At 60.3% G+C, this 25,300-nt stretch carries 18 protein-coding genes; 12 read left to right on the top strand and 6 right to left on the bottom strand.

Translation table 11 applies throughout. From position 1 onward, the window contains the following. Position 1: 1 nt before the first annotated feature. The 7 genes from J3U87_RS25645 (at position 2) to J3U87_RS25615 (ending at position 11,753) form a co-directional block, all read left to right on the top strand. A complete protein-coding gene (locus J3U87_RS25645; RefSeq protein ID WP_237378640.1) occupies positions 2-622 on the top strand; it encodes a division/cell wall cluster transcriptional repressor MraZ in 621 nt (206 codons plus the stop codon). A gap of 204 nt (positions 623-826) precedes the next feature. Further along, on the top strand, positions 827-1,732 hold the full coding sequence (locus J3U87_RS25640; protein ID WP_237378639.1) for a hypothetical protein: 906 nt from the start codon (positions 827-829) through the stop codon (positions 1,730-1,732). A 308-nt stretch (positions 1,733-2,040) separates the two neighbouring features. Further along, positions 2,041-2,946: a hypothetical protein gene (locus J3U87_RS25635; RefSeq protein ID WP_237378638.1), complete on the top strand. Its 906-nt coding sequence runs from the start codon at positions 2,041-2,043 to the stop codon at positions 2,944-2,946. A 343-nt stretch (positions 2,947-3,289) separates the two neighbouring features. Next, positions 3,290-5,290: an extracellular catalytic domain type 1 short-chain-length polyhydroxyalkanoate depolymerase gene (locus tag J3U87_RS25630; protein ID WP_237378637.1), complete on the top strand. Its 2,001-nt coding sequence runs from the start codon at positions 3,290-3,292 to the stop codon at positions 5,288-5,290. A 661-nt stretch (positions 5,291-5,951) separates the two neighbouring features. Continuing rightward, on the top strand, positions 5,952-7,400 hold the full coding sequence (locus tag J3U87_RS25625; RefSeq protein ID WP_237378636.1) for a serine hydrolase domain-containing protein: 1,449 nt from the start codon (positions 5,952-5,954) through the stop codon (positions 7,398-7,400). A 378-nt stretch (positions 7,401-7,778) separates the two neighbouring features. Next, positions 7,779-8,825 carry a twin-arginine translocation signal domain-containing protein gene (locus tag J3U87_RS25620; protein ID WP_237378635.1) on the top strand — a complete coding sequence of 349 codons (1,047 nt, stop codon included), beginning with the start codon at positions 7,779-7,781 and terminating at the stop codon, positions 8,823-8,825. Positions 8,826-8,849: 24 nt separating this feature from the next. Continuing rightward, positions 8,850-11,753, top strand: coding sequence for an immunoglobulin domain-containing protein (locus J3U87_RS25615; RefSeq protein ID WP_237378634.1), 2,904 nt, complete (start codon positions 8,850-8,852; stop codon positions 11,751-11,753). Between the two features lie 658 nt (positions 11,754-12,411). On the opposite strand, the gene J3U87_RS25610 is transcribed toward J3U87_RS25615, so the two are convergent. Next, positions 12,412-12,717 (bottom strand): antibiotic biosynthesis monooxygenase, encoded by a 306-nt coding sequence (locus J3U87_RS25610; RefSeq protein ID WP_237378633.1) that lies wholly within the window; start codon positions 12,715-12,717, stop codon positions 12,412-12,414. Positions 12,718-12,802: 85 nt separating this feature from the next. Here J3U87_RS25610 and J3U87_RS25605 point away from each other — a divergent pair, with 85 nt between their 5' ends. Next, positions 12,803-13,735, top strand: a complete 933-nt coding sequence (locus J3U87_RS25605) for a LysR family transcriptional regulator (RefSeq protein ID WP_237378632.1) — start codon at positions 12,803-12,805, stop codon at positions 13,733-13,735. 123 nt (positions 13,736-13,858) lie between these two features. Here J3U87_RS25605 and J3U87_RS25600 read toward each other — a convergent pair whose 3' ends face one another. Further along, positions 13,859-14,224: a VOC family protein gene (locus J3U87_RS25600; RefSeq protein ID WP_237378631.1), complete on the bottom strand. Its 366-nt coding sequence runs from the start codon at positions 14,222-14,224 to the stop codon at positions 13,859-13,861. A 438-nt stretch (positions 14,225-14,662) separates the two neighbouring features. On the opposite strand from J3U87_RS25600, the gene J3U87_RS25595 reads away from it, so the two are divergent. Beyond that, positions 14,663-17,596 carry a serine/threonine-protein kinase gene (locus J3U87_RS25595; RefSeq protein WP_237378630.1) on the top strand — a complete coding sequence of 978 codons (2,934 nt, stop codon included), beginning with the start codon at positions 14,663-14,665 and terminating at the stop codon, positions 17,594-17,596. Positions 17,597-17,801: 205 nt separating this feature from the next. Here the strand turns inward: J3U87_RS25595 and J3U87_RS25590 are convergent, their stop codons facing one another. Genes J3U87_RS25590 through J3U87_RS25580 form a run of 3 tightly spaced genes read right to left on the bottom strand, consistent with a single transcriptional unit; the run spans position 17,802 to position 21,464 of the window. After that, positions 17,802-19,349, bottom strand: coding sequence for a hypothetical protein (locus tag J3U87_RS25590; RefSeq protein WP_237378629.1), 1,548 nt, complete (start codon positions 19,347-19,349; stop codon positions 17,802-17,804). Beyond that, positions 19,336-21,024: a hypothetical protein gene (locus tag J3U87_RS25585; RefSeq protein ID WP_237378628.1), complete on the bottom strand. Its 1,689-nt coding sequence runs from the start codon at positions 21,022-21,024 to the stop codon at positions 19,336-19,338. Before J3U87_RS25585 ends, J3U87_RS25590 begins: the two co-directional genes overlap by 14 nt. Positions 21,025-21,026: 2 nt before the next feature. Next, entirely contained in the window at positions 21,027-21,464 is a 438-nt protein-coding gene (locus tag J3U87_RS25580) for a TerB family tellurite resistance protein (RefSeq protein ID WP_237378627.1), read from the bottom strand. 782 nt (positions 21,465-22,246) lie between these two features. Here J3U87_RS25580 and J3U87_RS25575 point away from each other — a divergent pair. Beyond that, positions 22,247-22,657, top strand: coding sequence for a hypothetical protein (locus J3U87_RS25575; protein WP_237378626.1), 411 nt, complete (start codon positions 22,247-22,249; stop codon positions 22,655-22,657). A gap of 152 nt (positions 22,658-22,809) precedes the next feature. Then, positions 22,810-23,244, top strand: a complete 435-nt coding sequence (locus tag J3U87_RS25570; protein WP_237378625.1) for a hypothetical protein — start codon at positions 22,810-22,812, stop codon at positions 23,242-23,244. A 97-nt stretch (positions 23,245-23,341) separates the two neighbouring features. On the opposite strand, the gene J3U87_RS25565 is transcribed toward J3U87_RS25570, so the two are convergent. After that, entirely contained in the window at positions 23,342-24,247 is a 906-nt protein-coding gene (locus J3U87_RS25565) for a LysR family transcriptional regulator (RefSeq protein WP_237378624.1), read from the bottom strand. A 124-nt stretch (positions 24,248-24,371) separates the two neighbouring features. Here J3U87_RS25565 and J3U87_RS25560 point away from each other — a divergent pair, with 124 nt between their 5' ends. Next, on the top strand, positions 24,372-25,241 hold the full coding sequence (locus J3U87_RS25560; RefSeq protein WP_237378623.1) for an NAD(P)-dependent oxidoreductase: 870 nt from the start codon (positions 24,372-24,374) through the stop codon (positions 25,239-25,241). Positions 25,242-25,300: the final 59 nt, after the last annotated feature.

Genomic DNA, 25,300 nt, shown 5'->3' with positions numbered 1-25,300 from the left:
CATGGCATCCCACCCCCAATTCGACCCGTCCGACGAGGCCTTCCTCGCGGAACTTACCGACAAACTGGCGGCGGCCCGCGCGAACGACGAGGCCCGCAAGCGCGCCTTTACCAACCAGGTCATGGCCAGGATCGAAGCGGATCCCACGCCCTCTTGGCGGCGTCGCTTCTTCTCCGGGCCGAAACTGCTGTTCGCGGCGGTGATGGTGGTGCTGGTCCTGGGGATTCTGCTGGTCCAACACTTCGGGTCCGACCATGCGATTCGTGCCCAGGCGGAGAAAATCCCGGTGCCAATGGACGGGATCGTGGCGCGGTCCGACCTGTTCGCGGCGGTCGAAGGTAAGCGAATCGTGATGGTGGTCTACGAGTACTACGGTGAACACTGCCTGTGGCTCTTCGACGAGGAGGACATTCGCCCGAGCAGCGACCCAGAGGTGGCAGCCGAATGGGAACAACGGGAAAAATGGTATGCCCAGGTGAGCGCCGGCCGGTTGAAAATCCCGGCTCGAGCCCTGGCCGCCACCTCGGCGACAGCGGAGGATTGGGTCATCATCCAGGTTCGCGACCATTTCGAAATTTGGTCCGCCGCCGCCCTCGATCGGTACCTTCGCGAGCAGAGCTGAATCCCACCGCCAATCCCGTCAGTCGCGTTCCGACAGGCCCGAACTGTCGCGTATCGCCATGCCCGCTCTGGCTTCGGACCTGCCTACCGGCCGTCCCCTACCGGCCACACCTTCCCGGTCCTACCTTACCGGTCCTACCTTACCGGTCCTACCGTTTCCATCTTCACCAATTCAATCCAAAGGAGATCTCTCATGAGGCGATGGATGAAATTTGCCATCTTGGCCCTGCTCGCGTTGATCGGGCTGGGAATCGCGGCTGCCGCGGTTCTTTGGGCCGCGTTTCCCCGATCGATTCCCGCCCCCGAATCCCGCGTCGAGGGCGACCCTGCCCAACTGGCGCGGGGCCGCTACCTGGTGAATCACGTGGCCCTGTGCTTGAGTTGCCATTCGGAGCGGGATTGGGACCGTCAATCGGGTCCGGTGGTCGCGAGCACGGCCGGTCAGGGGGCGACGCATACCATCTTCTCACCGGAGGATGCACCCGCGGCGAATATCACGCCTTTTGCGCTCGGTGATTGGAGTGATGGCGAAATCGCCCGTGCCATCACCAGTGGCTTGAATCGGCAAGGCGAGCCACTCCATCCGGACATGCCCTATTACGTGTACGCCAGGCTGGCGGAATCCGACGTGATGGCCATCGTGGCCTACTTGCGAACCCTACCCAGCATCGACCACCAGCCCCCGAAAGCCAGTCCCCCGTTCTTGATTTCGATGGTGGGCCGAGTTCTTCCCAAGCCCTACCAGGCCAAGCCCATGCCGCCCCAAGACGACTCGGTGGCCCGCGGTCGGTACCTTGTCAACGCGGCTGGTTGCAGGATGTGCCACGGCGGCGACCTGGCCGGTGGCATGCGGCTGAACATTCCAGGCGGCGGTTCGGTTACCTCGGTGAACCTGACCCCCCATCCCAAGGCCCGCGTCATGGGCTGGAGCCGCGAAGCCTTCGTCGCCGCCTTCAAAGCGTTCGCGGTGGAAGAGGTCCGCCAACTCGAGACCCCCCGTGATCGCAACACGGTGATGCCTTGGATCCAATATTCCGACATGACCGAAACCGATCTCGGCGCAATCTACGACTTCCTCAAAACGGTTCCGCCCGTGGCCCCCGATTCTTGAGGCAGAAACGAGCCGACAGACACAATCGTTTGTTTTTCAGTTGCTTGCATCTGCCTGTCCCCTTCGAGCGCCTTCGCGAGCAGAGCTGAATCCCACCGCCAATCCCGTCAGTCGCGTTCCGACAGGCCCTAACTGTCGCGGATCGCCATGCCCGCCCTGGCTTCGGACCCGCCTTACCGGCCGTGCCCTACCGGCCGTGCCCTACTGGCCGTGCCCTACCGGCCACACCTTACCGGTCCTACCTTACCGGTCCTACCGTTTCCATCTTCACCAATTCAATCCAAAGGAGATCTCTCATGAGGCGATGGATGAAATTTGCCATCTTGGCCCTGCTCGCGTTGATCGGGCTGGGAATCGCGGCTGCCGCGGTTCTTTGGGCCGCGTTTCCCCGATCGATTCCCGCCCCCGAATCCCGCGTCGAGGGCGACCCTGCCCAACTGGCGCGGGGCCGCTACCTGGTGAATCACGTGGCCCTGTGCTTGAGTTGCCATTCGGAGCGGGATTGGGACCGTCAATCGGGTCCGGTGGTCGCGAGCACGGCCGGTCAGGGGGCGACGCATACCATCTTCTCGCCGGAGGATGCACCCGCGGCGAATATCACGCCTTTTGCGCTCGGTGATTGGAGTGATGGCGAAATCGCCCGTGCCATCACCAGTGGCTTGAATCGGCAAGGCGAGCCACTCCATCCGGACATGCCCTATTACGTGTACGCCAGGCTGGCGGAATCCGACGTGATGGCCATCGTGGCCTACTTGCGAACCCTACCAAGGATCGACCACCAGCCCCCGAAAGCCAGTCCCCCGTTCTTGATTTCGATGGTGGGCCGAGTTCTGCCCAAGCCCTACCAGGCCAAGCCCATGCCGCCCCAAGACGACTCGGTGGCCCGCGGTCGGTACCTTGTCAACGCGGCTGGTTGCAGGATGTGCCACGGCGGCGACCTGGCCGGTGGCATGCGGCTGAACATTCCAGGCGGCGGTTCGGTTACCTCGGTGAACCTGACCCCCCATCCCAAGGCCCGCGTCATGGGCTGGAGCCGCGAAGCCTTCGTCGCCGCCTTCAAAGCGTTTGCGGTGGAAGAGGTCCGCCAACTCGAGACCCCCCGTGATCGCAACACGGTGATGCCTTGGATCCAATATTCCGACATGACCGAAACCGATCTCGGCGCAATCTACGACTACCTCAAAACGGTTCCGCCCGTGGCCCCCGATTCTTGAGGCAGGAACGAAGCGGCAGGTGCAATCGTTTGTTTTTCAGTTGCTTGCATCTGCCTGTCCCCTTCGCCCCCACGCCCCCCTTCGCCCCCACGCTTGCCCTTCCCCCCACGCGCCCTTCCGTGGACTGGCAACACGGCCGACTTCCCGACGAGGAAGAGGTTGGTCGAGGCCCTGCGTCGCCTCGAATCCCTCGTCCGATTCGGTGGCGGGAGACTTGTCGTAAAGCGTTCTGTTTTCTTCGCATGACACGCTTTCGTCAAGATCGTGTAAAATAGTGTTTACACAAAAAAACCGAACAATCGGTTTGTTTTCGACCTATTTTTCCGTCGCCAAGGGGGAACACATGGCGAACCTGATCAAACACGCACTTGGCCTTTCCCTGTCGCTCCTTTTACTGGCCGTACCCGGCCCGCTCTCGGCAGGAGAAGTGATTTCAGGTACGACCGGTGGACGGGCCTGGCTGGCCTATCTGCCCTCCGACTACAACGGCGCGGCGCCCGTGCCGCTCATGATCATGCTGCACGGCTGCACTCAATCCGCACAAGATTTCGCGACCAGTACGACGATGAACGATTTGGCGGAAGCACACAACTTCATCGTGATCTACCCGGAACAGCCCTCCTCCGCCAACATGGCTCGTTGCTGGAACTGGTTCGAACCCATCAACCAGGGCCGATCGGGCGAGGCGGCCTCGATCGCGGGCATCGTCACCCACTTTCAGAACAACTACGCCATCGACGCCAACCGCATGTACTGCGCCGGTTTTTCGGCGGGGGGCGCCATGACGTCCATCATGGGTGCGGTCTACTCGGACCTGTTCGCGGGGATCGCGGTCCACTCGGGCCTGGAGTTCAAGGCCGCGACCAGCAGCCAAACGGCCTTTTCCGTCATGAGCAACGGCGGCCCCAACCCGAATACCCAGGGCAACCTGGCGTTCGACGCCATGGGCCCTCGCGCCCGAATCCTTCCCACCATCGTGTTTCACGGAACCTCCGATTTCACGGTCGCCCCCATCAACGGCGAACAGACACTCTCCCAATGGGCGCAGACCAACGACCGCGTCGACAATGGCGCGGACGACGACTCGATCGACGACACCCCCGAGGATGTCCGCAGCGGCACGGTTGCGGGTGGTCGAAGCTACACTCACTCCCTCTATGAAGACGCCTCCGGCCAGGTGTTGCTGGAGCACTATTCGGTCGACGGCATGGGCCACGCCTGGTCGGGCGGAGAAGGTTTCCTGTTCACGGACCCGAACGGCCCGGACGCCTCGGCGCTGATCGTCACGTTTTTCGGCCTGGACGGGTCCGCCGTCGACACCACGCCGCCCATCACCACGGCGACACCCGCCGGCGGGGTCTACCACATGTCGGTGACGGTATCGTTGACGGCCAACGAGCCGGCAGTGACACACTACACCACGGATGGCAGCCTGCCGACCGAGCAGTCGCCCGTCTGGACCGCGGCGCAAACCTTCGACGAGACCACGGTGCTGCGCTTCTTCAGCATCGACGATGCGGGCAACGTCGAATCGCCCGTATCGGAAACCTATACCATCGACAACACGCCGGACACGACGCCACCCACCACCCTGGCCGAACCCGCCGGCGGAACCTACACGGGCCCGGTATCGGTCACCCTCAGCGCCGACGAGCCGGCCACCACCCATTACACGCGCGACGGCAGCGCGCCAGACGGTTCCTCGCCGACCTACGTCAGCCCGATCCTGCTGGAATCCGACACCCAACTCAAGTTCCGCAGCGTGGATCAGGCGGGCAATTGGGAATCGGTCAAAACGGAGAACTACGTCATCGAGGCGCCCAGCGCGATCGAACTGCGCTCGATCGGCGCGGAGGACGGCTACGTGGGTCTCTACTTCGCTGACGGCTTTTCCACGAGCGACCACGTGGCCGGCGATCCCGGCATGTTCAACGCCGAACGGAAGCGCATCATTCTCTCTTTCGATACCGCATCGATCCCGGCGGATGTCACCCTGGCGGGAGCGACGCTGGTCATCTGCAGACAAGACCTGACGGGAAGCGTGTCACGCCTCGACGTGGACCTCAAATCCGGTTCGTTCTCGAACGACGCTGCTCTCAGTCGTGGTGATTACAGCGCTGCCGCCTCGGGGACCAACGTCTTCACGATCGCGATTCCTTCCGCGAACGACGCCTGTACCGAAACGGCATTGCCGGCAAGCGCGCTTTCGCTGATTCGTCGCGACGGTCGCACCCAGTTCCGGCTGAAAGCGGCCACGACGGTGGATTTTCAACGAGACGAATTGACGATCTACGGCGGGGAACACGCGACGCTGGGGGCGCGCCTGATTCTGTCGGTCGAGTAGCGTTTTCTGGAACTCAAAAGTCCACGAATCACACGGATTCACACGAATGGGAAGATCCGAAACCTCTGCTGGCCTGCGACGGCGCGGGTCTGCGGGTGGTCAGCGGCATGGCGGGTGGTCAGCGGGGACAGGTGCATGGAACTTTCTGAATTTATTAAGGTTCATTCCAGTTCCATTCCAAGAGAAGCCTACCGCGGATACACCATGGACGGCGATCCATTCGTGTCATCCGGGTGATTCGTGGACAAATTTCCCTGGCCCGAGTCTAGCAGGACCCTCCGAGGACAGCCTGCGGGGACAGGACAGCCTGCGGGGACAGGTAAATGTAATATATTTGTTTTAATCACCTTCCGCTCTATTACGTCTCAAAGAGTGGCCCATCCAGGCGAAACCATGGATGACGATCCAGCCGTGTCATCCACGGGATTCGTGGGCGATTTTCACACCCGATCCTAGGTGGGCAATTTGAGAGAAGAAGCTTTTGGAGATTGGCGACTCCCTGAGTCGATGACCGAATCCCCGCACCCATCGCACCCGGTTTGTCGTACCTAATCAGGTGGCACCCAAGTTCATCATCGCCAGAACTTCAGACCCCTGGCGGCCCATTTCGGGAGCCGATATCATCACTCATTCGAAACCACCCGGAACCAAGGAGACATCGGTGCGGAAAAACCCGTTCTTTGTTGTACTCGTCGCGACGGCCTTCACGATGTTCGCAGCCCTTCAAACTCAGGCGCAGGACAAAGCGAGCCGGATCGACAAAGTCGTTCGCCGCTATGCCGCCCATTCGACGTTCAACGGTGCCGTGCTGGTGGCGGAGGCCGGCAAGGTAATCTACCGACAGGGACATGGCCAGGCCAACATGGAATGGCAGGCGGCCAACGGCCCGGACGTGGCCTATCGCCTCGGCTCGCTGAGCAAGTCGATGACGGCCATCGTGACCATGCAACTGGTGCAGGACGGCACGTTGGGTCTGGACGATTCGCTGGCCACCCACTTGCCGGAGTATCCCTCTCCCCACGCCAAACGCATCACCATCAGACAATTACTCGGGCACCGCTCAGGCATCCCCCACTACGTCGCCATCCCGGGCTGGTTCGAGGGACGCTTCAAACAGCCCATCACCGACGTCGACTTCATGGCCGTGATCGCTGCGCTGCCGCTGGATTTCGAACCCGGAACCCGCACGCGCTACTCCAACTCGGGCTATTTCCTATTGGGCAAGGTGATCGAGAAGCTCACTGGAAAGACCTATGGAGCAGCCCTCGAAGCGCGGCTCTTGAAGCCCCTGGGGATGAACCGTACCGGCCACGACCGCCTCGACCGCATTCTGCCGAACCGCGCCGCCGGCTACCTGTTCGCGGCAGGTGGCGGTTATCGCAACGAAGACTTCCTCAACACCGCGGTTTTCAAGGCGACCGGCTCGGTCTATTCCACCGTGGACGACCTCTACAAATTGGATCAGGCCCTGTACGGAGACGAGATTCTTTCGGCCGAAACCAAAGCCACCATGTTCGATCCGAAATCACCCATCGGTTGGCAGGTCGCAGAGCGCAAGCTGGCGGGCCGAGAGAAACCGGTGAAAACGATCGGCTACAACGGGGCCGTCAACGGATTCAGCTCGATGCTCACGCGCTTCGTGGCCGATCGGCACCTGGTGATCCTCTTGAGCAATACAGCCACGGGTTATTCGATGCTCTACGAATTGACCGACGACCTTGCCGCGATTCTCTACGAACTCCCGCGGAACCACACAACACCGGCCAGCTTTCTCCTGACCCAATCGGTGGTCGACGGCAACCTCAAAAAGAGTATCGAAACCTACCGGGCGCATAAAGATCGCTACGAACTGCGCGAGGGACGGATCAACGCTTTGGGTTACCAACTACTGGAAGCCGGCCTGACCGCGGAGGCGATCGAGGTGCTGAAGTTGAATGTCACGTCCTTTCCCCGTTCGGCGAACGCGCACGACAGCCTGGCCGAAGCCTACCTGGCCCACGGCGACAGGCAAAAGGCCGCCAGCCATTACCGAACATCTCTCGAATTGGACCCGAGCAACGACCACGCACGCACCGTGCTTTCGAGAATTGGCGCGTCGCCGTCACGATAAAACCGAGATTGGCGGGTCTCACATGTTTCCACGCGGTGGTCTTTTGATCAAATACCACCGCATATTTTCAACATCTCTCCATTTGTGATTTTTTATTTAATTTGCACCATCCCCTGCGGCACATCGCCACTTTTGATGTAAAATGATGCTGACTTTCCCTGTCTCATTTTTTTTCGAGATGCATTTTCTCGGTAATTCTCTGACCAATTGATTTCGCAGTATTTGCGGTTAGGTCGATTTTGATTCCGGACTGGTTCCCGTCCATGGCGGAATCGTTGCGGTGTGGGTCCGCATGCCCGATCGTGCGTCGTCTCGATGTGGTGACCAGTCCGTTGAACGATCCGGACCCCACACACAACGGTAAGGAGAACAGGAGCCATGACGAAGAAGGCATCAGATCGTGACCAACAAGCTGGAAAAGCGCGGGGATTCACCATGGATCGCCGCACCATGCTCAAAACTACCGCGGTTTCGCTCGCCGCCGTCGGTCTGGGCGCATCGGCGATGCCGGGTCCCACCCACCCATTGGGGTTCTGCCCGATCATCGGCACGAAAAACGACATCGTGACCCTGTTCGGCCCGGATTTCGGTTCTTCGTTCGAGGACGTATCGGCGCGGTTCAGTCACTCGATGTTCGGACATCCCTTCCTCTGGCCCAGCGGGTTCTCCGGTGGCGAGTTGCTCACCACCATCACCGCCCTACCCTTCAATCTGTCGCAAGCCCCCATCGAAACCGTGATCGGCGAAGGTTACCATTCCATGCCGTCCAACCTGCCCTCGGGGCTCGCCATCACCACCCCCATCCGCACCTGGCTGGGCAACGGCGGTTCGCGCTACAAGTCCTTTCAGAAGTTCTCCTTCCCCTATACCACCTTGATTCACAGTTGCTCTTCGTTTTGGGGCGGACTGGACCACACCGGCAAATTGAGCATCGATTTCTTCGTCCCCAAGGATTTCTGCTGCTGCCCCATCAGCCCGGTCGGGCATCGCTGGTCCCTGCGCTTTTATGCGGCCACCGCCGGCAACGCCTTCGAAATCGAGTACCAGGCCAGCCTGATTCTCACCGGCTCCCTCTATCCCTGGCAAATCGCCGACGCACTCTGCACGGTGCTGACCTCGGCCTTCCAGAGCAACTTCACCATTTCGCTGATGTGCCAGGCCACGCACCTGTTCGACGACCAAGCCAACATCACGATCGGCGCACCCAGCGGGGAGGGCCCGTTCGTCAAGGGCGCCATCCATGTGGAAGTGGACCGCATGGACGACAGTGCCGAGTTCGATTCCGTGCCGTGCGACTCCGTGGACTCCCAATGCTGTGATTCCCTGGACGACGATTCCCTGCCCTGCGACTCGCTGCACGAGAATTCGATTCCCGATCACTGCCCCTCGATCGAAGCGGACTTCCATCCGTTCATCTTCTCCTGAGCGCGAGCTTCGGTGAGGTAGGCCATGAATACGTTTAAACTGCTTCTAGTGGTGTTTTTCACCTCCTGGTGCTTCGCGCAGGATGTCGACTGCCCCGGTTTCGAGATCCTGGAACAACCCGAAGCCCAATCGGCCTGTCTGGGTGAATCGGCATCGTTCAGCGTGGTGGCGACCGGCGCGGGAACCCCGACCTATCAATGGCGCAAGGACTGCGTGCCGCTCGTCGGCGAAACGGCGGCGACGCTGACCATCGATGCGGTGACCGACGCAGACTACGGTTGGTACTCCTGCACCGTGACCGACGACTGCGGCGTGTTGCACACGATCGAAGTGCCGTTGGATCGCGACCCCGAACTCGCCATCACCCAACAACCGATTCCCTTCGACTTCGCCTGCCTGGGCGATCCATACACCCTCGGCGTGACGGCAACCGGCGCCACCACCTTCCAGTGGCGCAAGGACTGCGAGCCGATCCTGGGTGCCACCAGCAGCACCTATGAAATCGATGCGGTCTTGATGGAAGACCTGGGGAACTACGACTGTGTGGTGGGCAATAGCTGCGCGGTCCTGACCAGTACCACCGCCAACCTGATGGCGCAGTCCATCCCCACGGTCGAGTTACTGACGTTCGACATCACCTGTGAAGACGCCGCAGGCAGCCTGTTCGCCATCGTCAACCCGACGACCGGCGTCACCTACCAATGGTTCAAGGACGACGTGGCGCTCGTGGGCGAGGTGTCTCGTCGCCTACGCTTCAATTCGCTCGATCCCGACGATTCCGGCGAATATTTTTGTCGCGTCCAACTACCTTGCGGCCCGGAAGACACGGAGACCTTCGATCTCGCGGTCCAGCCCAAGGCCCGTTTCACCAGTCAGCCGCAATCGCAAAGCGTGTGCGAGGGCGACACGACCACGTTCGCCGTGGTCGCCGAGGGGCCGGCCGAAATCACCTACCGCTGGCAAAAGGACGGCAACGACCTGCCCGACTCGAATACGCCGACCCTAATCCTCGAAGACGTGGACGCCGACGATTTGGGCCAATACCGGTGTTTTCTGAGTTCGGGCGAATGCGACGGCGAAGTCAGCGAGACGGCGACCCTGTCGTTGGATCCCGACTGCGACGAACGAGACGTGAACTGTCCGGGCTTCGCGATCGTGCAACAACCCCAAAACCAGACCGCCTGCCTGGGCGAGTCGGCGTCGTTCAGCGTGACGGCCATCGGCGAGGGCACCCTGAGCTACCAGTGGCGCAAGAACGGTTTCAAGCTCGATGGGGCGACCGCGTCCACCTTGATCCTCGATTCGGTGACCGACGCGGACTACGGTTCCTATTCCTGCACGGTGTCGGACAATTGCGGCGTCCTGACCACGATCGTCGTGCACCTGGACAGCAACGTGGAACTGGCCATTCGGCAGGATCCCATGAGCAACTACCGCGCATGTCAGGGAGAAAGCTTCACCTTCAGTGTGGTCGCCGAGGGGGCCACCAGCTATCAATGGCGTCGGGACTGCGAACCGATCGAAGGCGCCACCGACAGCAGCTACACCATCGAATCGATCGGGCCCGACGATTTCGGGAAATACGACTGCGTCGTGATGAACGCCTGCGCGGTCTTGACTTCGAAATCCGGCATCCTGTTCGAAACACCCCTGCCGTCGATCGAGGTGAGACCCGTGCAGACCACCTGCGTGGGAGAAAACGCCTCCTTGTGGGCGATCGTCGTTCCCGGTGGCGCGGTGGATGCCTACCAGTGGTACAAAGACGGCGAGCCGCTGGCGGGTGAAATCGCCAGCGTGCTGCAGTTCTCTCCGCTGTCGACCGAAGACTCGGGTTCCTATTTCTGCCGGCTCGAACTGCAATGCGGTTCAGTGGATACCGAAACCGAGGAATTGGTGATCGAGCCGCCGGCCAGCTTTACCAGCCAGCCGGAATCCCAAACCGTTTGCCCGGACCAGACCGTGACCCTCTCGGTGACCGCGACCGGTCCGCAGAACATCACCTATCGCTGGCAGAAGGACGAGGTGGACATCCCGGGCGCCGATGCGCCGACGCTCGTGATCGAGGGATTGGACGAGAACGATGTGGGTGACTACCGGTGCTTCCTGAGTTCGGGAGACTGCGGGGGCGAAGCGAGTCAGGTCGCGACCCTGTCCCTCGATGTGAACTGCTTCGTCACCGATCCGGAACTGCGTACCTTCCTGGTCGACGCCACCTGGCGCGACGGGGAGAACGATGTGGTGATCGATCTCGACGACAACGGCCTGATCTCGCAGTCGGAAGCCGAACTGGTCACGGGTGTTTTGGACGTGAGCGGTCTGGGCATCGAAGACCTGGTCGGCATTTCCTTCTTCGCCAACCTCACGGGCCTGATCTGTGCCGACAACCGGCTTACCGGCTTACCGGCCGAGCTCGGCGACATGGCCAACCTGAAAACGCTGGACGCATCCGGGAACCAGATCGACCATCTCCCGGATTTTTCGACGACCTCGCTGACGTTCCTGGACCTATCCAACAACCGCCTGCCAGGCGCGAGTCGAGGCCTGGGCGGGGCGTTCCCGAGCACGCTCGAATCGCTGGCCCTGGACAGCAACGCCTTCTCCAGCTTGCCGAGTCTCGTCGGCCTGCCGGAGTTGCACGTCTTCACCATCGCGGGCAATCAAATCAGCGATTTCGCCGGCCTGTCCGCGGACAACGGCATCGGCGACGAGAGCCAGGACCGCATCGCCCTGGAATACAACCGTTTGGGTGACCAGCCGAGCCCCTGCACGGGCTTGCAGGATCTCATCGACCGCATCGCGGCCAGCGGTGCCGAACTCAGCATCGATCCCCAAGTGGACGTGCGGCCGAGCGCCGATTGGCCGCAGGAAAACGTGCTCGACCTGATGATCTCACTATTCGTCGACCTGAATTGTGGAGGTGATCGTTAACGACTTGGATGGTGTTGAGGGCTCTGGGATTTTTTACCACGGAGTCCACGGAGCACGCGGAGTTCAGGCGGATGACGCGATTCGGAGCTTCAGTAGCAATGTCGAGAAGGACCGGAGTGGGACTTGGAGGGACGCGTCATGAGCACGAGTTCCTTGGAACAAGGCAATTTTGTCCACGAACCACACGAATCCACACGAATATGAACACAGTCATTCCGTTCGTGACCTCTTGCGTTGTTTTTCATGGATTGAGCCAGCCATGAGTCCTGTGTATTCGTGTCAATCGGTGTGATTTGTGGACAGACTTTTTTAGCCAAACCGTGTCGCCGGTAGTATCGAAAGAAGGGTGGCGCGCAGCACGGAAGCAATTGACAATCTTCGGGCGCGAACGGATCCTCACGTCGGGCTTCGGTGGAAGCACCGAAAAAACGATCGGAAATCCAGAACTCAAAAAGCCGGGAAGGAAAAAACGAGCGTGGGTTCTCAATTACCTCCAGGTCAGGATGAATCCAGGGCTCCCGTTGGCCTTTCAGTTTTGCGTTGGCGTCTCCGTGCCCTCTGCGAACTCTGTGGTTAAATTTTTTAATTAGAGCACCCTACAACTCCCCTCCGAATACCCACCCGGTCCACCAGCCTCCGCGAACCGGATGGGTCTCCGTCAGAACGTTTTTTCGGTGGCACCGATCAAGGTCATCCGCGATGCCGCGGGCGGGTTCACCGCACACTTCTTGATGACCCCCGAAAACGTTTTGAATGCCTCACTGCCCTGCAGGGCCTTCAGGTGCGACTCATCGCGAAAGGTCGCGATATGGGTGAAATGAAAGCCTTCCTCGGATTTGAGGGACTGATAACTCATGTCGAGCGCGTCGTGGTCGTCGATGTACCGCACAAAAGCCGCAACCGCCTCGCGGATCTCGGCCAAATTCGCTTCCTCGATGTCGTAACGGATCAAAAACCGGATCATGGTTGACCTCCCATTCGTGTTGGGCCCCATGGTAAACTCTCGACAACAATCAACAAACACGAATAAAAACATAGTGGTTATTCACATGGCGAATATCTCGATCGACCTCAATCTGTACCGGATCTTTCAGGCCTTGATGCGCGAGGGCAAGGTTTCGGCAGCCGCGGATGCGCTCGGCCTGTCGCAGCCGGCCGTCAGCCACGCGCTGGCCAAACTCCGAGCGGCGTTCGGCGATCCCCTGTTCGTGCGTACCCGACACGGCATGAAACCCACATCACGGGCGATGGAGATGGCCGACGCCATCGATCGCGGGCTGGCCATCCTGGCATCGACGCAAAACAACCAGGCGGCGTTCGATCCAGGCAAAGCCAGAGGTCGGATACGGCTGGTGATGGCCGACGACACGCAGGCTCTGGTGTTGCCGCTCGTTACGGCACTGCTCGAGCGAGAAGCGCCAGGCATTCAGTTGGAGACCTACAAGCTCGACCCGGATTCGGTGTTCGAGGACCTCGAATCCGCGCGCAGAGATCTGGCGTTTGGGGCCTTCCCCGCCTCACCGACCTCCATCTACCGACAGAACCTCTACCGCGAACATTTCGCCTGCGTGGTCAGGCAGGATCATCCGCGTATCGGCGAGTCCCTCACTCTGGATCTCTACACCCAAGTCCCACATATTTTGATTTGCCCTTTGGGCAGGCCGACCAAAGGCCTCGTCGACGACGCCCTGGCCAAGAAGGGTCGACGCAGAAGCGTCGCGCACTACGTGCCCGAGTTCCTTGCCGCGCCGCTGATCGTCGAGCGCACCGATTTCATCCTGACGCTTTCAAACCGTATCGCCCACCTGATGGCGCGGATGGCGGCAATCAAAATCCTCGAGCCGCCCATCGAGCTGCCATCCTATCCCGTCGACCAGATCTGGCACGGCACCACCCACCACGACCCGCTGCTGTCCTGGTTCCGGCGCCGGGTTTACGCCGTTTTTCGGGAAGAGGGCCCACCCGAGGCGCCATGTGCCTAGTCGGTCGCGATCACGGGAATCGCACCTCCAAAAAGGGGTGGGCTCGATGGGGTCTTGGGCCGAACAAGTGCGTCCGGCCGCAATCGAGGGCCGAACGAGGGATGTTCGGCCCCATGAGACGGATCATCCGTAGCTGAAGAAGTTGAGCTTGTTGCCGTCGAGGTCGCGGAAATACCCGGCGTAAAAGCCTTCGATACGCTCGCCGGGATCGCCCTCGTTGGCGGCACCGAGGGACATGGCCTTGGCGTGCAGCGCGTCCACCGTTGCCGGACCATCCACCTTCAGCGCGATCATGACGCCGTTGCCCACGGTCGCCTCGTTCTTGTCGTAGGGTTTGGTGATGGAAAACATGGCGCCCTGGCCGAGCTGCCAGCCCACGAAGGTTTCCGTATCGAACATCTTCTTGGCGTCCATATCCGAAAAAAGCTGATCGTAGAACGCGGTTGCTTTCTCTAAATCGTTGGTACCGAGCGTAGTGTAGCCAATCATGGTGTAGCCTCGAGTATCGTAATTTGCGACACGGACCGTTTCGGGATGGAGACCCGGCGAATCACCGGCTTGCCGACTCGGCGCGTTCACCCCTCGGGCCGATCCGTCTCGTTCTCCATCATTCCACAAGGCCGACGCGGGGCCCACCACGAAAAACAAGAGATGCGCTTGCAGTTTTAGGGATACCGACCCCCGGTCGATTCGCGGTCGACCTGCCGTCGGGCCATCTCGCGCCGATCACGCCATCACACCATGGATGCTCTCGGCGGCGCATAGATCGAGGCCGACCGGTTTGAAGCCCCTTTCGCGCAAAAGTGGTATGTTTGAACCACGACCATGTGTTCGCCCAACCGGGTGTTCTCATCCAGGATTCGTTCGCGGAAAACGCCTTCGCGCGGACTTCTCCGGCAGGTGTCGGTTACGACGTACGGCGGCAGCATGACGAAGCAACACGCAGCCATCACCGACTGGGCCCGTGTCAAAGCGATCCTCTTCGAAGCGCTCGCGGCCCCCGAAGCGGAACGGCACCAACGAGCGGAAGATCTTTGTGCGGATTTCCCGCACCTACTGGCGGAAGTCCTGGACCTGCTCGCCCTGGACGAAGACGCATCCCTGGTGATCGATAAACCGGCCGCGGTCGAAAGCGACTTGACTCTCGATCCCGAACGAGCGAGCTTCCGGGACCCGAAGCGGATCGGTCGCTTCGAAATCCTGGAGAAACTCGGTCAGGGTGGCATGGGTTCGGTGTACCTGGCCCGCAGTGGCGCAGCCGAGACACCGGCCAAGGTCGCGATCAAAATAATTCGTTCGGGCTTCGCAAGCGAGCGAATCGGAAACCGTTTCCAACAAGAGCGCGACATTCTGGCCAACCTGAAACACCCCGGCATCTGTCGGCTGCTGGAAGGAGGAACCGATCGGCATGGCGCGCCCTATTTCGTGATGGAGTATATCGAGGGTCAACCGATTCACCACTATTGCGACCTTTTCCGCATGTCGATCGCCGACCGTTTGCGGTTGCTGGTCGAGGTCTGTGAAGCGGTGGATTTTGCCCATCGAAACCTGATCGTTCACCGGGATCTCAAACCCTGTAACATCCTGGTCACGTCGAACGGGCAGCCCAAACTGCTGGATTTCGGGATTGCCAAGTTGCTGATGGACATGCCCGACCGTCCCGGGGGACCCTTGACCGCAACTCACATGAGACCCATGACGCCAGCGTACGCCGCGCCCGAGCAAGTTTTGGGACACCCGGTGACCACCGCCCTCGACATCTACGCCCTCGGGCTCCTGCTCTACGAACTGCTCAGTGGCCGGCAGGCGCAGCCGCTGAAGAGTTGCCGCCACTCCGATCTGATTCGCGTGGTGGTCAAACGAAACCCTCCTCCCTTCAACCAGGTCCTGCTTCCGAAGGACGACCCCGATCGAAGGGAAAACTTGACCGCGATCGCCGAAAAACGCGGCACGACCCTGCATCAGCTCCGCCGCACGCTGCAGGGCGATCTGGAAGCCATCACGGCCAAGGCGTTGCGGAAGGAACCCGACCGGCGCTACCCGTCGGCCCAGGCGTTGGCCGAGGACATCCGGCGTTACCTGAAGGGGCTGCCGGTCCAGGCTCGCCAGGGCCGGAGACTCTACGTACTCCAGAAATGGATACAACGCCACAAACGGGCTCTCGCGGCCACCACGCTGCTGTCGTTCGTGTTGACGACGATCGGTTACGTCAACTGGATCGAGGCACGCCGACGGGAAGAAACAGCCCGGCGCACACGGGAGATGACGCAATTCACGGTCGGCCTCATGGTCCTGGCCTCGCCCGAAGACCGGCCTGCCGGCATCCGCCAATCCGAGGTGCCCCTGCTCGATATGGCCGAGCGCCAATTGTCGGAAATGAAGGCGGTACTCCCCCACCAACGATCCAGATTGTTGCGAGCCCTGGGCAAGGTCTACCAAAACCGAGGGATGGAGGAACGCGCGCCGGCTTTGCTTCGCGAAGCCCTCACTTTGGAACTCTCCCACGAACCGATCGACGATCGCGAGGTCCTCGAGACGCGATTGCTTTTGCTCCAGCACTACATGGGCGTCGGGTCATTCGACGAAGGCTTCGCCCAGGTGGATGAGATCGAAGCCATCCTGGACCGTGCCACCGATTTGGACACCCCGATGCGCGCGACGACCTTGGCGAGCCTGCTCGAGTACCGTGTCAACGCGATGGGTTTCTGGGCGGGCGACGAAAAGGCGCTGGCACCGCTCTACACTAAACTAGCCGCGATTTTCGAAAACGAGCACGACAAGACCAGCGACTTCTACATCTCGTTTCTCAAAGCGGCGACCCGGTACCGAATGATGGAATCGAAATTCCAGGATGCCGTGGTTCTTTCCGAAGAGGCCATGGCTCGAGCCGAGGCCTTCTACGGACCCGAACACGCCGTCACCGCGGAAATCCAGGCCGACCACGCGATCCTGATGGTCCGGATGTTCCAAACGCTCCAGGCCCGCACCCATTTCGAAACGAGCCTGCCGGTGTTGGAACGCCACCTCGGCAAGAACCACCCCAAGTTGGGGTTTTTCTACTCTTACCGGGCCGTCGTCGATTACAACCAAAACAGAACCGAGGCGGCGGAAGCCGGCCTGGCCGACGCCATGCGCATCTTGGAACGAACCAACCTGAAAACCAGGCTACACCTGCTTTCGAGCCTGTACTACCTGCTTTTCAGCGTGCAAAACTCCGGCAATACCGAAGCCAGCAAACCCCTGTTGACCAAGGCACTCGAGACCCTCGGGGAAGACACACCCCACCTGGCCTGCGCCTCCGGATTCCATCTGCTCTACGCGACCTACCTCATGGAACGGGGTGAATTCGAGGAAGCCGAGCACCACTACCGCAAGGCCCTGGCATACCGGCGGGAAGCCCTGGGCGAAAACCACTTTTTGACGGCCTATGCCTACCTCGGGATGGGTGCATGGCACGGGATTCAAGGAGCGTACGACGCGAGCGAACCCTATTTGGAGCAAGGAATTTCGATCGCCACGCCCCTGGGCGACAAGGGATTTCAGGTGAAATCCACCGGATTGGCCTACCTGGCCCAAATGCACCGCCGTCGAGGACGTCACGACGAAGCGATCCAGATCATTGACCGGCTGACGCCCGAGCTGGACGCCTTCTGGGGACGCAACGGTCGCTACGCCGTCGGCAACCGCCTGCTACTCGCGAGCATTCTCCTGGACGTCGAACGATTCGACGATGCACAGTCCGTTTTGGAGGAAGCGAAAGGCCGCATCACGGAGGCCTCCAACCTGCCCGCGGGGATGTTGCTTCAAATGGAAAACATGGAAAAAATCCTCGCCGAGCATTTGGCCGAAACGGACCCATAGCTTCCCACCGAAACGCGGCACGAGGGTTTGTGGTGAGGCGAGGAAAACCACCGGATAGACGAGGCCGGGACAGGGACGCCAACCCCAGCGAGGTCGAGGGCGCCCGGGAACGGTAGGCCTGCGGCGGCACGACGAGGATGTTTTCTCGACACCGTCGCATCCATACCAGCGGTTTTCCTCCCAAAAACAGAGGGAGCGGTGCGGGCTAAGACAGGTCCTCGGCCAGGTGCTCGACTTGGTCGATTTCGGCCAGGGCCGCGGCGGCCTCGGCCGAATCGAGATCGGGGTCGGGATCGGGGTCGTAGAAGGATGCCTCCTCGATCACTTCCGTGGCTTCCGCGAGCAGGTAGGCAGCGGCCGCGGTTTCCAGGAAGTCCTCGAACTCCTTGTCCTCGTATTCGTCGTAACCGCCATCGTCGTCATCGTCGAGATCCAACGACCAATCGGCGTCGTGAAACGCGAGCTTGCGATTGCTGCGCAGGGTTTTCCGATAGAAACCCAGGTCGGCTCGGTCCTGGTGATGGCGTCGGCGAAAGTCGTTGACTTCCGGCAGGGCCATGCGGGCAAAGCCCTCGTAGGGCATGCGCGCCTGGGCGCCCAGCGAAAAGGCGTCGTAGGCCAGGAAGGGTGCACCGGTGGCGGCCATGCCCGTCATGAGCCGGCTGAAATCCTCGTAGCGGTCGTATTGGTCGAGGTTGATGCGAATGGTGCGCACCAGACCGAGCTGCTTGGCCAAGCTCTTGCGCTTGATTTCCGGCACCTCCACCAGCCATTTGGATTTGTCGGGAAAGTACCAGCGTTTGCTGCGACGCCATTTGCGCATGACCTGACCGATGCTGGAAATGCGTTGTTCGCGATTGGTGATTTCCGCGCTCAGAAACGCCTTCAAGTCTTTGAAGTAACTTCGCTTGTGCTTGAGGGCGGCGAGCTCCGCGATCGTGGGTCGCAGGCTGGGACGGATTTGCGCGTGCAGCGCTTCGGGGTCGGCAATGGTCAGGTGGTTCACCAGCTTGTCCCGCAGCTCGTCGACGGCTTCGCGCTCGAACGACGCCAGTTTTCGGCGTAGCTCGGCCTCTTCCCGCACCAGCCGAACCACTTCGGCATGTTTCTCCTTCCAGCGATCCAACTCAGCCTGATGGCGCGCCATCTCCTCACTCAGGGCTTCGTACCGTGCGGCGTGATCCTCGAAAGCACCGGGCAGTCTCTCGGCCACCTGCTTCAGGGCGCGGTTCTCGCGCATGGAGGACAACGTGACCACCCGAAGGAACTTGCCGAAGGCGCCCCGCTCTGCGGGACGGTGTACCTGGCGTTTGAAGAGCCACTGGAAGTCCTTGAATGCGAAGGGCTCCATATCCTGACCCAGGTCCTTCACGACGTTGCTGTACCGAATGATCTCCAGGCTGTAGCTGCCCGTTTCCGGGTTGATCAGCGCCTCGCGATCACGGAACTTCGCTTGCTCCTGAACGAACTGGAGCCGCCGTGCCCGCTCGTCTCGGGTTGCCTTCAGATCGACCAGAACGGTGTTGAGTCGTGCAGCTCCCGTTTCACGAGCGATTTGGGCGATGTCGACCGCGTCGGGGTCGGTGATCAGTTGTGCGGCCGCATGTTGTCTGGCTTCGCCCGTCGCATCCGCAACCGACCGGCTGGCCTCCTCGACCATCGCCATTTCGGTCTCGAGATAACTGATCTGGGTCTGATAACTGTCGATGGCACCGTCAGCCATCGCGAGCAGGGATCTTTTAGAAATCGACAATGGATATCTCCTCATGGTCTGTCGTCCAGGTGGTGGGGTCATCGAGGTTCAAAGCTGGAACTCGGCCTTCGAGCGCCGCATCCACGAGCCGGGTCAAGCTCTCGGCCGTCTCCCGTGGCCGTTCGATGCGATGAAGTGCCCGGATGGCGCGTGCAAGGAGATCGGGCTCGAGGTGGTCTTCGAGGTGATCGAAATGACCACGAACGACCTGATCCACCGCACCGGCGTCGAAGCCCTTGAACAGGCGCCCAAAGAGCTGGCGTGCCGTCACCCGATCCGTCCCCCAGCGTTCGAGACGCGAGGCGATCCAGCTCGCCCAATCGAGGTCGCATACCGATTCGGGTCGCACTTCGGCGCCGAGCTGCGATCGGTTCCAGCGGTCGCGGGCCGCTGCCGCCTCGTCGACCAAGTCCATGCGGTTCGCCAGGGTCTTCTTCCGCCACCCATGCCACTGCCAAACCGTTTCGAAAGGCACCGAAGGATCGGTGATGGGGCGCACCTCGCCGCGGCGCCACAGGTCCATAGCCTCGGCCGCGGGATAGAGCGCAGCGGCATCGAGCGAGGAGGGGGCGACATGGGCCTGAAGTTCGAGCAGGGCCACCGCCCCGCGCAAGGCACCCATGGCACGGGGGCGCTCGGCCATCCGCGCCCGCAGCCGATCGGCCCGCTCGGGGTCGAGCAAGGCGGTAAGTTCTTCGCGAATCAGAATCGGGTCGAATCCAGCCAGAACCCGGTGCCATCCTCGATGACGGCCCTCGGCCAGGCGTTCGTCCTGGCGATCGAGGCCTTTCCGCTGCGCGAAGAAACTGGTGGGTATCCCTGCCGCGAGAAGCTCCTGATAACTGTTGTACCCGCCCGCGCTGAACGCGCAGTCGAAGCCGCGAAAGTAGCGCCAGGCCTCGGCTTCCCCCAAGGCGATCACGTTGGCCCCATAGCGCCGCTTGCCACGGTAGAGCGGCCCATAACCCACCACACACAGGTTGCGCGGATCGGCGACCACCTCGTCCACCAATTGATGAATGTTCGTCTCGGCCTCCCGGTCACCGCCCCCGCCGGCACTCACGTAGACGAGACGCTGTTCGGGCCGTGCCCCAAAGGTTCGGCGCACCTGCTCTGGTGACAACCAATCCTCTTCGCGAATGCCGTGGACCGGTCCGATGAAGCGCCGCCGGGTCGCGATCTCGGACGCGATGGGATAGTGAGCCGCACTATCCGGATGATCGGGCACCAGAATGCGTTCGTAGAGACCCAGGTGGCTTTGGTGAACCTTGCCTTCGGCGACTTCCCGTCGTTTGCGGCGATCGATGAACAGCGCGGCCTTGGCGTAGTCGCGCAAGAACACGAATTCGTGGAATGCGCCCTCCGGCTGGGTGTCCATCACCAGCACGTCGGGTTTGATGCCGGCGACGAGGTTGGAAATCAACATCTTGCAGCGCGCCGCATGACGCCGGGCCGAAACCGCGTCGTTGACCGCCACGGTCTTGGACGGCAGTTTGTAGACGGGAAAATCCCAAGCGACTTCGGAGGCTTCCGAAGTGGTCATCACGTGAAAATCGCAGCTCCGCCCCTGGCAATCGAGCAGCCTCTTGGCCTGGCGGGCAATGGCCAACAAACGGCTGAGATGCCCCAGACCGGTACCGTTGATGGCGTAGAACAGAATACGCGGTGCGGCCATGCTCATTCCGCCTCGCAGAAGTTCGAACGAGAGAAGAGATCCTCCAGGCGGGGATCCGGCGGTTGGGGATCCTCGGAATGTTCGTTGGCCACGGTTTGCTTCAGCAGGTCCAGATCCTCTTCGCTCAGGGAGAACGACGCGCTCAAACGGTCGAAGAAGCGCCGCTCCCGATCGCTGTAGTCCTCGTCGACGGTGGCCAACGCATAGGCGTTCATGGCAATGAAAAAGCGGTCTTCATAGGTGGTCACGGTCGCGATCAGGTCGTCCATGTGAATGTCGCGCACCGAGCCGAGCAGGTAATCGATATCGGTATCGGGGGCGTGGACTTGTATCAGGAATTCGAGCAGACTTCGCTCGTCCGGATGAACTTTTCCGTCGATGACGGCCATCTTGGCCCATAGACGGAGCGCGGCGATAAGGGGTTTTGGGGTTTGTACCATGGATCAATTTCCTCCGAGGGTTGTGCCTAGGACTGGCGAACTTGGAATCACATATCAAATAGGCGGGAAAAGAGCCAAAATCAGATCAAGTTTTTCATGCCGAGGCAGAAGACACGGCCCAGTGATGTTACAGCTTCGTGGTGCGCCCACGCAATAGATCAGGGCACTCAACGCCCCGAACACTCGGCTTTCCAGGTTTTTCACTTTATCTTCGAGCTTTGAAGAGATGCTTTGGCTCGCCGTGCGCCGTCGAGGCGACCTGGAACGGATCGAAATCGATCATCGAGAGGTCTAGAGGCCCGACTTATCTGCTTCGCTCTTTTTCCACTTGATCCTGCGAAGCCCGGGTTGCTCCGAAAAGTCGGCCGAGCCGGCTTACCGCCCCTGACCGGCCTGCCGAGCACGACGAAACTCTTGGCGTTCAGGCACTCCGAGTTACTTTTTTCAGATTCTTGAGCCGCTTCTCCAAAAACATCGCTATACCCATTGAACCCGGTTACATGGACTTCCATATGGTAGTGAGTCCTCGCGTTAAAGCCATATTCCCAATTTGGGAGTTTGTCAGTTACATAGAATCGACAATGTAATTAAGAGGCCTACTTGATATCTATGGCTTTCAGATTGGCTTTTATAGAGACACATGTCGCACATTGCGCAAAAGCACCCCATGCGTTTTGGTCGTTTTGGGCTCTCGCGTGGTCATTATCATTCCAAGCGGGTTCCATTCAATCTCTAATGTCTAACTCGACAAACGTCACATAGCTCAGCTCAAGGAGAAAATCATGAAAAAATTGCTGATGATGCTTCTGCTTCTCGGTTCTTTCGGTTTCGCCAACGAAATTCAAACCCAACAAACCAATCTCGATTCCTTCGTGAACGCCGATCTCAAGGATCGGGTCACCTTCATCCTGGAGTTCTCGCAGCGGTTCATGTTGAGTGATCGCGCCACCGATGACCTGTTGGTACTCACCTACGAAACCCAAGGTGACCGGGAAGCCTTCGAGGCCGGAGTCGGCCAGATCTTGAGCGGTCTCAAAGTGCCCACGCCCACTTCCAAGCGCTGCAGTTTCATTTGCTTCGGCGTACCTGGCTGGCCCAATGGCCTGCCCACCACCTTGGACTACTGGACCGCGGCCATTGCCTGCGCCTGGCTTACCGGCGGGCAGGGTCGCCTGGAAGTCTGTGGCGTTTAAGATTCCCGAACCCCCCGGTTTGGTCGTCGGTCCTTGAAAAGTCACTGATGCCCGCGGAGCCAGGCTCCGCGGGCCACCGCACCGCTCTCCCTCGCTCATCATTCACTTCTCCATGTTTCACGTATGGTTTCAAACTATCACAGGAGCACCACATGAAGAAAATACTGATGGTATTGATGATATTCGGCGGCCTCGGGTTGGCCCATGATCAACATACATCACAATCAGCGATCGAAACATTCTTCAATGTCAACCTTTCGAAACGAGTCGAATTGATTCTTGAATTTTCAGAACACAATCATTTGAGCGATCGCAGCACCGAATACCTCTTGGTTCTCACCTACGAGTTTCAAAACGATCGAGAAGCTTTCACGGAAGGCATTCAACAACTTTTCAGCGATATGGGCGCATCCAAGCCATCGATCAGTGATGATGGATCCTATATTTGTATAGGATCCGACGGCACACTCATCGATATTCCCATCGTACATCCCGATTACCCTTGGAACTACTGCCTCATCTGCTCGTTCTTAGGTGGTCGATGTTACTATGACTGCCCTGTTTGCAACGCGAACGATGCACCATGAGATTTCTCCGCCTCTCTGAGAAAGCGAAGTCCGCGGCGCCATGTCCGCGGGCTTTTTCTTGGCGGCGGCAAGGCATGTTCTTGATCGCAGATCGGGATCAACGCCGAAACCGGGCAAAGGCGTCCTTGAGGAAATCGATGGTGAGCCGAACCTTGTGAGGCAAGAAGGTGCGGCTGGGGTAGACCAACCAGGCCGCGGTTTCGAATTCGGTGGCCGCCACCTGCATTTCGGGAAACAATGCGACGAGATCGCCGCGCCGAATGTCCTCGTCGATCAACCAATTGGCCAACAGTACCGGACCCATTCCCCGCAAGGCACAGCTCCGCAACGAAAGTGCATTGGAGACGACCACGTCGCCATCCACGGCCACGGGAATTTCCCTGCCGGTTTCCTCTCGGAACACCCAACGGTTGCGGTACGGTTTGAAGGGAAAAAGCAGACAGCGATGATCGGTGAGGTTCGCGGGCTCCGAAATGGGCGGGTGGTTTTTCAGGTATTCAGGTGCGGCACAAACGCGGTAACGGGTCGGAAACAGTTGAACCGCCACGACATGGCCCTCGATGCGCGGAGCCAGACGAATCGCCAGGTCGATGCGCTCCTCGACGAGATTCAGATTGCGATCGGTAAACGCCAGGTCCCATTTCAGGTGGGGAAAGGCTTCGCGGAAACGAGGCAACAGGGGCACCAGGCAATGATGCCCGAAGGCAGTCGAAGCCGTCAGGCGGAGTGTTCCAGTCGGCCCCTCCACGACGGACATGGCCGCTTCTCGGGCGCGATCGAGCTCGTCGATCACCGCTTCCACCCGCTCGAAAAAACAGGTGCCGGCCTCGGTCAGGGTCAACTGGCGGGTCGTGCGCTGAATCAGGCGAACACCCATCTGTTCTTCGAGGCTCGTGATCGCCCGCGACACCGAGGACGGATCCAAGGCGTGATCCCGGGCCACGGCCGCAAAACTGCCCCGCCGTACGACTTCTACAAAAAGCTGCAGGTGTTTGGTATCCATTCCTGCATTTTACGCAAGAATCCGATGCGCGTGGCGTTATTTTTCCCTAGCCCGAAACCGCCTAACCTTGGGAACCAACGAGGCCGCCCCCCTGTAGGAGCGGCAACATATCTGGAGGTTCCACATGTCACATATCGCGGTTTTGGGAATGGGCGCCATGGGTTCGCGCATGGCGCGTTCCCTCATCGATCGAGGTCACCGGGTCACGGTTTGGAACCGATCACCCAAACCTCTGGCAACCCTACGTGAGCGAGGCGCGACCATCGCACTCTCGCCGGCACGGGCGGTTCGCGATTGCGAATTCGCCATCGGCATGGTCCGCGACGTGACCGCATCGAAGCGGATCTGGCTCGATCCCGAGGACGGTGCATTGGCGGCGATGCCCGACGATGCGATCGCCATCGAATGCAGCACTCTGACCCTTGAATGGACACACCAATTGGCCGAAGCCTTCGCGGATCGGGGTCTCGGATTTCTGGACGCGCCCGTCGCCGGTTCTCGCAAACAAGCCGAAGCGCGTTCGCTGATTTTCCTGGTCGGCGGTGCCATGACGCCTTTTGAGAAGGCCGCGCCCGTTTTGGCGCATTTGGGGGGACCGGTTCACCACGTCGGCCCGGTGGGCAGCGGGACCATCGTGAAATTGGCGGTCAACGCCTTGTTCGGCATTCAACTGGCCACGATGGGCGAGTTGATCGGGTTCATGGCACATGCGGGCCTCGAGCCCGAGCGGGGTTTGGCGGTGTTGACCTCGACCCCGGTGTGCAGCCCGGCGGCCAAAATAGCGGCAGCATCGATGCTGGACCGTCATTTCTCGCCACAATTCCCTATCGAACTGGTGCGCAAGGATTTCGACTACGTGACGTCCACGGCGCATGCACAGTGCGCTGCGGTACCCATGGCGCAGGCGGCCGGGGAGATCTACCGCAAGGCGGAACAAGCCGGTTTTGGTGGCGACAACATTACGGGATTGGTTCGACTCTACGCCGCGGACTGAGTTTGGAGAGAGCCACGACTGTCGGGCGGGACACCGGCTCCCGTTTTGGAGGCGCGCGA

The organism is Sulfidibacter corallicola (assembly GCF_017498545.1).
Lineage (GTDB): Bacteria > Acidobacteriota > Holophagae > Acanthopleuribacterales > Acanthopleuribacteraceae > Sulfidibacter > Sulfidibacter corallicola.
Note: the sequence above shows the minus strand (reverse complement) of the source record. Positions and strands in the feature narration are given on the sequence as shown.

Bases quoted from the DNA above. Each gene is read 5' to 3' on its own strand.
- J3U87_RS25645 (WP_237378640.1), top strand. From the start codon at position 2: ATGGCATCCCACCCCCAATTCGACCCGTCCGACGAGGCCTTCCTCGCG.
- J3U87_RS25640 (WP_237378639.1), top strand. From the start codon at position 827: ATGAAATTTGCCATCTTGGCCCTGCTCGCGTTGATCGGGCTGGGAATC.
- J3U87_RS25635 (WP_237378638.1), top strand. From the start codon at position 2,041: ATGAAATTTGCCATCTTGGCCCTGCTCGCGTTGATCGGGCTGGGAATC.
- J3U87_RS25630 (WP_237378637.1), top strand. From the start codon at position 3,290: ATGGCGAACCTGATCAAACACGCACTTGGCCTTTCCCTGTCGCTCCTT.
- J3U87_RS25620 (WP_237378635.1), top strand. From the start codon at position 7,779: ATGACGAAGAAGGCATCAGATCGTGACCAACAAGCTGGAAAAGCGCGG.
- J3U87_RS25615 (WP_237378634.1), top strand. From the start codon at position 8,850: ATGAATACGTTTAAACTGCTTCTAGTGGTGTTTTTCACCTCCTGGTGC.
- J3U87_RS25610 (WP_237378633.1), bottom strand. From the start codon at position 12,717: ATGATCCGGTTTTTGATCCGTTACGACATCGAGGAAGCGAATTTGGCC.
- J3U87_RS25605 (WP_237378632.1), top strand. From the start codon at position 12,803: ATGGCGAATATCTCGATCGACCTCAATCTGTACCGGATCTTTCAGGCC.
- J3U87_RS25600 (WP_237378631.1), bottom strand. From the start codon at position 14,224: ATGATTGGCTACACTACGCTCGGTACCAACGATTTAGAGAAAGCAACC.
- J3U87_RS25595 (WP_237378630.1), top strand. From the start codon at position 14,663: ATGACGAAGCAACACGCAGCCATCACCGACTGGGCCCGTGTCAAAGCG.
- J3U87_RS25585 (WP_237378628.1), bottom strand. From the start codon at position 21,024: ATGGCCGCACCGCGTATTCTGTTCTACGCCATCAACGGTACCGGTCTG.
- J3U87_RS25580 (WP_237378627.1), bottom strand. From the start codon at position 21,464: ATGGTACAAACCCCAAAACCCCTTATCGCCGCGCTCCGTCTATGGGCC.
- J3U87_RS25575 (WP_237378626.1), top strand. From the start codon at position 22,247: ATGAAAAAATTGCTGATGATGCTTCTGCTTCTCGGTTCTTTCGGTTTC.
- J3U87_RS25570 (WP_237378625.1), top strand. From the start codon at position 22,810: ATGAAGAAAATACTGATGGTATTGATGATATTCGGCGGCCTCGGGTTG.
- J3U87_RS25565 (WP_237378624.1), bottom strand. From the start codon at position 24,247: ATGGATACCAAACACCTGCAGCTTTTTGTAGAAGTCGTACGGCGGGGC.
- J3U87_RS25560 (WP_237378623.1), top strand. From the start codon at position 24,372: ATGTCACATATCGCGGTTTTGGGAATGGGCGCCATGGGTTCGCGCATG.